The organism is Lamprocystis purpurea DSM 4197 (assembly GCF_000379525.1).
Lineage (GTDB): Bacteria > Pseudomonadota > Gammaproteobacteria > Chromatiales > Chromatiaceae > Thiodictyon > Thiodictyon purpureum.
On the sequence record NZ_KB902543.1, the window covers coordinates 20763 to 27604 of the forward strand.

Annotated in this window: 11 protein-coding genes; 1 reads left to right on the top strand and 10 read right to left on the bottom strand. The window is 54.0% G+C overall.

Annotated elements, in window-relative coordinates; all coding sequences use genetic code 11:
* Positions 1-102: 102 nt before the first annotated feature.
* A complete protein-coding gene (locus A39O_RS39415) occupies positions 103-336 on the bottom strand; it encodes a hypothetical protein (RefSeq protein ID WP_083924917.1) in 234 nt (77 codons plus the stop codon).
* A gap of 446 nt (positions 337-782) precedes the next feature.
* On the opposite strand from A39O_RS39415, the gene A39O_RS42380 reads away from it, so the two are divergent.
* Positions 783-1100: a hypothetical protein gene (locus tag A39O_RS42380; RefSeq protein WP_211211742.1), complete on the top strand. Its 318-nt coding sequence runs from the start codon at positions 783-785 to the stop codon at positions 1098-1100.
* Positions 1101-1177: 77 nt separating this feature from the next.
* Here A39O_RS42380 and A39O_RS0127135 read toward each other — a convergent pair whose 3' ends face one another.
* The 9 genes from A39O_RS0127135 to A39O_RS0127170 form a co-directional block, all read right to left on the bottom strand.
* Positions 1178-1570, bottom strand: coding sequence for a type II toxin-antitoxin system HicB family antitoxin (locus A39O_RS0127135; protein WP_020507806.1), 393 nt, complete (start codon positions 1568-1570; stop codon positions 1178-1180).
* Positions 1571-1574: 4 nt separating this feature from the next.
* Positions 1575-1763, bottom strand: a complete 189-nt coding sequence (locus A39O_RS0127140) for a type II toxin-antitoxin system HicA family toxin (protein ID WP_020507807.1) — start codon at positions 1761-1763, stop codon at positions 1575-1577.
* A 535-nt stretch (positions 1764-2298) separates the two neighbouring features.
* Positions 2299-2556, bottom strand: coding sequence for a ParE family toxin-like protein (locus tag A39O_RS43865; protein WP_083924919.1), 258 nt, complete (start codon positions 2554-2556; stop codon positions 2299-2301).
* Positions 2553-2753 (bottom strand): hypothetical protein, encoded by a 201-nt coding sequence (locus A39O_RS0127145; RefSeq protein ID WP_020507809.1) that lies wholly within the window; start codon positions 2751-2753, stop codon positions 2553-2555. The genes A39O_RS43865 and A39O_RS0127145 overlap by 4 nt, the downstream gene beginning before the upstream one ends.
* 279 nt (positions 2754-3032) lie before the next feature.
* Entirely contained in the window at positions 3033-3272 is a 240-nt protein-coding gene (locus tag A39O_RS41330; protein ID WP_157640452.1) for an SH3 domain-containing protein, read from the bottom strand.
* A 743-nt stretch (positions 3273-4015) separates the two neighbouring features.
* On the bottom strand, positions 4016-4246 hold the full coding sequence (locus tag A39O_RS0127150) for a DUF2283 domain-containing protein (RefSeq protein ID WP_020507810.1): 231 nt from the start codon (positions 4244-4246) through the stop codon (positions 4016-4018).
* A gap of 531 nt (positions 4247-4777) precedes the next feature.
* Positions 4778-5689, bottom strand: a complete 912-nt coding sequence (locus A39O_RS35445) for an ankyrin repeat domain-containing protein (protein ID WP_020507812.1) — start codon at positions 5687-5689, stop codon at positions 4778-4780.
* A 171-nt stretch (positions 5690-5860) separates the two neighbouring features.
* Positions 5861-6517 (bottom strand): hypothetical protein, encoded by a 657-nt coding sequence (locus A39O_RS0127165; RefSeq protein WP_020507813.1) that lies wholly within the window; start codon positions 6515-6517, stop codon positions 5861-5863.
* A gap of 82 nt (positions 6518-6599) precedes the next feature.
* On the bottom strand, positions 6600-6842 hold a 243-nt coding region (locus A39O_RS0127170; RefSeq protein ID WP_026199775.1), incomplete at its 5' end, for an ISAzo13-like element transposase-related protein.

Genomic DNA, 6842 nt, shown 5'->3' on the forward strand with positions numbered 1-6842 from the left:
TTCTGTTTGGTTTAGCTTCTTCGCCTAACGAACGGGCTAAGGCGGCGCGCGCCCCTGATGAGCTAGCGTATTTGCACAACTGTTGTGGCGCGCCCTCGCTTTTCAGGGGTATGTTAAGCGATTTATTGACTGGCCCTCAGTTTGCTTAAGACTGATCCGGCTTTTCATTCCTTCTTTTCTTGGTAAGTCAGCGTATTTCAAAGGGAATCCGAATGACTCTGCGATTTCCATCGCTGCGGCGTGAGAACGAATAAAATACTCGTGAATCGAAGCGCTTTCGTTTGATAGCTCTACTTGGATTCGGTGCTTTTCTCTTAAGATTTCCGACTCAATCATGAGTATTGCTCCTCGCTGAACAGTTCAAGGGGCGTAATAAGCTCTGGCGTCGATAGCTTGGAATCGTAGCGTCGAGGTAAACTTTCTCTTTCATCACATCCCGCTATTTCATGTCCGACATACTGATGAGCTAGGCACCAAAAAACCGCTACTGCCCCTGGTTCGCTTAGGCAAAGGGCTCGGAGAGTAAGCCGGGTTCTCACCGCTGGTTAGACAGACGTTGGTGTTCGCTGTTGCCGCCTCTTTCATACAAAGATTTGTTCCCGGCTCCTCGCAGAACCGGACTTTGGTTGTTACACCATCCGGCTCCCAGCTTGAGTCATCCAAGGACGAAAAAGGCGACATCGCCGCATCGACTCCGCGCACCGTGCGTCCGGCGTAGCGCGCGAGGCTTTGCTATCCGTGGTCTGTCCCCGATTGCTCGCCGATTGCTCGCTCTGTATCAGATGCACCTGCCGCAGATTCGGCCGGGCCGGATGGCGTCTGACATGGAAGCGGTGCCTGTCGGCGACCCCGCAATGCGCATCACCCTCGACCCCAAGCCCCGCCAGCAGACGGATGCTCGGCCGGGTCTGCTTGGAAACGCCATGGCGCGCGTTCGCGGCAACGGCAATGACGATCGGGTTCATAGCGTGCAACCTCGGGTGACTCATGGCACACCGCGCACCGCGCTGTTACGAAGCGGGCGGAACGGCCTCGACCGGCATCGCCGGAATCAGCGCAACCCCTGCCGACAAACTGGTGAATATAGCCTTTGGACGTGATAACCGGACGTAGGGGCGGGTTTCAAACCCGCCTCTACACGAAGGTCTGTGTGGATATCAGGTGCGAACGGCACCACTCAGGTCCGCTCCAGCGCCTCGGCGGCGGCCTTGGCGAGGAATCCGGAGCGGCTCATGTGCTGCGCCTTTGCGTAGGCGTCGATGCGTCGGACCAAACCCTCCGGCAGCGAGACGTTCAGTCGGACCGAGCGCGCGCGCAGCCGCGTGAGGTCGATATCGGCGAGCAGCCAGACACCGTCCTGATAGTCCGGTCGACCGGCGATGGTCTCCCAGGGCGTTGGCTCGGGGATGTCCAGGTCTTCGCCCTCGTAGTAGACCTCCACCGCCTCCTGGACCTTCGCGGGCAGATCCTCCCAACGGTCGGCTGCTGAAAAACAACCGGGGAAATCGGGGATCGTGACGCCGTGGGCGTGGTCCGCGTCGCCCGGATGCACATACACCGGATACAGCATGATCTCAACTCCAATCCCAGCCGGCCTGCCGGAAGATATTGCGCAGGGTTCCGACCGCGATGTCCTTGCGCGGGTGCGGAACCACGACGTGGCCCGCGCGCTCGGGGTGCTTGAACTTGGAATGGTCGCCCTTGCCCCCGACCCGGACCCAGCCTTCGGACTCAAGCCGCCTGATGATCTCGGCACTTGTCATGTTACGCAAGATTGCACAAGCGATCTGCCATGGCAAGTCCAGCCTCGATCCTGGCCCCGGAAGTTGAGCCAGTAAGAACGCAACATGTAAGAATGAGCCGGCTGGCGCCGGCTCGAACGACGTCTCACGCGGACGCAGACGAGGGGGTTGAAAGGGCACGGGGTATTGGGGTGCGGACAGATCCACCAAAAAAAACCGCGCACCCGGCTTGATCAAGGTCAAGGTCCGGCTCGCGGGCGAGGACCGGGCGGGCTTTGGTGACCGTTCCGGCCAGTGCACGGACCGTCCGCACTGGAGGTTGAGGCTTTACCGTGAAAGTCGCGCAGCGACCCTGTGGGAGCGGCGTCCCGCCGCGATGGGGCCGGGCGCGTAGTTGCAGATTACCGCGCCACCGCATCGGGGCGGGACGCCGCTCCCACAGGGGATATTCATCTTCCCTAACGAACGGGCTAAAGTGGCGCGTGCCCCTGATGAGCTAGCGTATTAGCACAACCGTTGTGGCGCGCGCTCGGTTTTCAGGCGTACGTCAGGTTGACTACCCATGAAGCAAGCGAACATACTCTTCGTGGGTACCAATCCAGACCCAAACGTAGCCGCCTTCGTCCTCCATAGCGAGCGCTCGATGATCGCGGCCGACCCGAGCAGACCAAAGTTTTCCAACTTTCTTGAAGCGTAATGACGGATGACGCGGATTATCTTTGAGGATTTGGTAGTTCTTCCGAGCGATTTCCTGGACTGGTACCGGTAACGCATGAAAGCGACTCCAGAAGCGCGCCGTTGTCTTGTGCTTCACAGGCTGCGAAGACTCCCGGCCTTTTTCTCTTCAACGGCTTCCTCGATCAAGAAATCAAGTTTTCCTGCGGCAGAATCTCTTTCGATTTCTTCATCCCAAGCCTGCCAGTCACGTTCGGATAACCAATGTGTGAGCTTCATATACTCCCGGTGCGGCAGAGCTTCGATATCAGATTTTACTTCTTCAAACGTCTTCATGCGAAAAACCTCTTGTATACCGTAGTAACGCTTATCGCGTGCTCGTTCCTTGGTCACCCGTTAGGCGTATTTCTATTCGGCTTTCGGAAAACGTGGTCTGTCCCTGAGGTATCCCCACGAACTTGATCGAGACATCAGTAGGTTAGCGGAATCCCGGCGTCAGGGCCTCTGCCAGCCATTCAAAGCGTCTCTATCTCGCTGATAGAGAAAGTTATTTCGTGGGGATACCTCAGGGTCTGTCCCCGATTGCTCGCCCGATTGCTCGGTTGCCCGCGATCCTCAAGCAGCAAGTTTTGTTAGCGCATCATGAAGGCGAACGGCGATCGAATCGCGTAGGGTTATTGGCTCAAACCACGACGATGGATACAGATAATCTTCGCCAGACTCGTCAATAATCCGGACCATGCCATTACCAGCATCTTCTTCTACAAGCTCATAAAGGCGACCTAACGTAACATCCTCGTTGGAAAAATCTCCTAGACTTTTCTTTTCGAGGCAGACGACAAACTTTATAGCCATTTTTTCACCTTAAGCTCTACTTTGCCTATGCCATGAGCCTCGTACGAGTGAACTTCGGCTTTGGCAACACGCCCCGAATCCAACTCTACCTATGCAATACCTTTCATACGCTTGAAGGTCGGAATGCTTTCTTCATCCAACCTGCTGACCAGATTAATCGCTTCTGGTCGCCTCAGCGGTTACGAATTACCATGCCGCAGATGCTTGCCCAATCAGGTCAAACATCTCAGCCGCACTTGAATTCTTGCCTGGCCGCGCGCGGCCGGATTAGGGGGCCAGGCTCAATTAAGTTTGTCTCTACCCGGCGGATTTAATTGATCCTGGCCCCGTTTCTGGTTTCTTCCGATGCTTTGGCAACCGCATCAGACCACACGTCAGACCACCAAAAGGAATGCCTCAAATCCGCTTTCAAGCTTGGTGTCTGAGGCCTCGGTCATAAACCCGGCCACCGCGCGATCGGCACGGTCGTCGGTCCTACGGGTCACGGTGTTACCGTAAGGTCCGCTGTGCGGACCGTCCGCGGCCGGCCGGAACGATGATCAAGGCCTTTTGGCGGCAAACGCACTAAACGACTGCCTAAAAGCAGTTGTTGCTGCTGATATGCGTTGAATATAGCCTCTAGGTTATAATCAAATGACCTGGAGTGTTCATCACGGATGCGACGAACTTCTTCAACTATAGGATCTTTCATACTTGATGCGAGAATTAGCAAAAAACTTGTGCCCAGCCCCTTTTCCGACGAGTTAGGCGACCTTTTTCGATAGCTGAAGTAGTCTTGCCTGCGCCGACTCAAGAATCTTGTCTCGCAAATAAGAACTCGCATTGATAATTTCAACACCAATTAGCTCGCCATCTGCGTTTAGCTCGGCTGTAACATCAGGGCTGATCTCGACGCTTCCCGCTTCCGCATCATCTGCAATCGAAAGGTGAAGCGTATCGACATCTTCAAAATAAGTAATCTTGGTGTGAGTCATTTGTTAAACCTTCTGCTTTTGAGTCCGTATGCTACTTGTTGCCTGCTCGTCGCGTGAACAGTGACCGGCGTTATCGTTTGGTCATCGGCGATGTCGTAAGGGATCATCACAAGATAGTCGCGATGTTTGCCAACCGCAACCAGCCGATGAGTCACTGTATCGAAGTACCGTTCCTCGGTGTATCGGAGGATTTGTTCAAGTTGAGGCGCTTCAAAGCCCCGGAGTTCTGCCCGATAAATAAGATATTTCGTCCAAAGTATGTTCACTGGAAACGCTGAGATACGATACTCAGGGTTGCTCTATGTGTTGGACGCTACTATTGCGTTAATTGGAAAATGATTGTGGGCCTGTGGCATCCCTTCTTAGCCAATGGCTTCGGTGTTTTTCCTCGGCCAGAGCGGAAACCGTGGTCTGTCCCCGGTTTCCTGTGGTCTGTCCCCGGTTTCCTGCCCGGTTTCTCTGACCCCATTCCACTCACAATGCGAGACCTGACCCCATTCCATTATTGTCTTCCCATCCCCCTTCGTAGATCTATTTCGCTCCTGCTTCGCGCAGCAGCGATTCAATCTCTTCGTAAGGTGCCAATCCTTGCTTCGGGGCGCCAATGCTGCGTGCAAGAACCTCTTGATAAGTCAATCGATGCAGCATCATCAACGCTGTCTTACCTTTACTGTCCGCGATATTTACATCGGCCCCATAATTCAGAAGCGCCTTGACCATTCCGCTCTGCAACGCAACGGTAGCACTCATCAATGCCGTCCACCCGTTATTGTCCGCGGCATTGACCTCCGCCCCTTTTTGAAGTAACGCTTCCACTTGTTCTCTAGGCAACCACGGCCGCTCTATGGCTTTCATTAGCGCGCTCTTGCCTTCCTTATTTCTAGCATTTACATCCGCCCCGTGCGCCAATAAGACTCTTACAACCTCGGTGGAGTCAACCCCCAAAATCAATGACGTGTTTTCGTTTTCGTCTTTACCGTCGACGTCAGCGCCTGCGGCAAGCAGTGTCTGAACACTCTGAACTTTGCCAAGTAATGCAGCAACATGAAGTGCGGTCATCCCATCCGCAACGCCCAGATTGATTTCTGCGCCCTTTATTAACAAATACAGAACGATATCATTCTGGTCGGCTGCAACGGCGACTACCAAGGCAGTGGCTCCCTTCCGATTTGTTGCGTTAACGCTTGCGCCCTTGTCAACCAACTCTCGCACGATATCGCTGTGGCCGTTCACCGCCGCCGCCATCAAAGCTGTATTGCGTTCTTCCGGTTCCACGGCGTTGACCGAAGCGCCGGCCGCAAGGAGTTGCTTTACTTGAGCTTGATCGCCGGCGGCTGCGGCATTGATTAGTTCCACTTCCATGGCGGCCAAGGCAGGCGCGCACCATACTTGTGCAAGCGTCGCAAAGATAACTGGCCAAAAGATCTTGATTCGGTAAAACATATTTCACTCGTCCACAATTTTCTTTCTAGGGCCGCCTATGGGCTTTCATTCTGCGTATTCTTAAGCACTTATGTTATTAATGGCTCCAAGCCACCTTGGCGAGACAGAACCCAAATTCACGCGCAGCGTCTATTTCGCCAATTGTAGCGGCATTTTTTTCAAAATCGGACATCAGTGATCCGTTTCTTCAAGCCATTTGGCAAAGCGGGCAATTTCCGAAATCGCTGCGAATATTTTTTCTTCGGTTACGTGGATAACGGGAGGGAGTAACCAGTCGCGCTCGCCTTCGGCCATTGCAGCCACCATGCTGCGTTGAGCATCATTAATAAAATAGGGGCTTGGCATCTTCTGTAGGTCCTGCTCGGAGTATCGAGGATATTGGTTCGAAATTGTTTCCAGATGCTGTACTCGATTACGCGCTAGAGTAAGCTCCTCAAGTAACCCAATGTCACAAGGGCATTCTTCGAAAATGACGCCAAATTGTGCTCTAAAGTAATGTTTGTACCCGTTGAACCAGCCATGGTTCTTGAAAATGGATTTGTATCCAGCGTCGACGGGAACGCCAAGCTCCACCTCCCAAGATTTCAGGTAAAGATGGAATGAGGCAGAGAGCATTGAGACGCATGTGTACCCAATGACCTGAATTGAGTCTTCTGCTTCGAGCCACTCGGAAAGGAAAGGGGAGTCGGGGTCCTCGTTGTACAGAGGGATATACGGTTCTTCTTCTGCGTCGATTTTTCGCTGTCGGTCAACAAACGGGGCGCAGCAGTTGACATAGAGTTGCTGGATGAAAGCCAACCGCTCACCCAAAAAGTAACGGACATCCAAAGTTCGCCTCCTATCGGCCCAACGTCAGGTCTACCGCGCGCCCCTGATAAGTAACGAGGCATAAATTAGTTATACATCTTTATTAAGAGAAACCGTTAGGATCAACCACGTAATTCCATTGTCCAAGGGTCAGGTCATGCCGGATAAACTGATCTTTGATCTCCCGGAAGCCGTCGGAGCATTTGCGGCCGAGCGCGTAGAATTTATCGAGGATGCGTGCGGTGACGCGCAGCCCGGTGTCGGTGGTCGTGCGCTCGACGGTCCACCGTGCGGTCTCGGGGGAGTCGAGGATGACCCCGCTCCAGGTGTGCTCGACTTGACTGAA

Excerpts from the sequence above, each read along its gene's own strand:
- A39O_RS39415 (WP_083924917.1), bottom strand. The coding sequence starts at position 336 with ATGATTGAGTCGGAAATCTTAAGAGAAAAGCACCGAATCCAAGTAGAG.
- A39O_RS42380 (WP_211211742.1), top strand. The coding sequence starts at position 783 with ATGCACCTGCCGCAGATTCGGCCGGGCCGGATGGCGTCTGACATGGAA.
- A39O_RS0127135 (WP_020507806.1), bottom strand. The coding sequence starts at position 1,570 with ATGCTGTATCCGGTGTATGTGCATCCGGGCGACGCGGACCACGCCCAC.
- A39O_RS0127140 (WP_020507807.1), bottom strand. The coding sequence starts at position 1,763 with ATGACAAGTGCCGAGATCATCAGGCGGCTTGAGTCCGAAGGCTGGGTC.
- A39O_RS0127145 (WP_020507809.1), bottom strand. The coding sequence starts at position 2,753 with ATGAAGACGTTTGAAGAAGTAAAATCTGATATCGAAGCTCTGCCGCAC.
- A39O_RS41330 (WP_157640452.1), bottom strand. The coding sequence starts at position 3,272 with ATGGCTATAAAGTTTGTCGTCTGCCTCGAAAAGAAAAGTCTAGGAGAT.
- A39O_RS0127150 (WP_020507810.1), bottom strand. The coding sequence starts at position 4,246 with ATGACTCACACCAAGATTACTTATTTTGAAGATGTCGATACGCTTCAC.
- A39O_RS35445 (WP_020507812.1), bottom strand. The coding sequence starts at position 5,689 with ATGTTTTACCGAATCAAGATCTTTTGGCCAGTTATCTTTGCGACGCTT.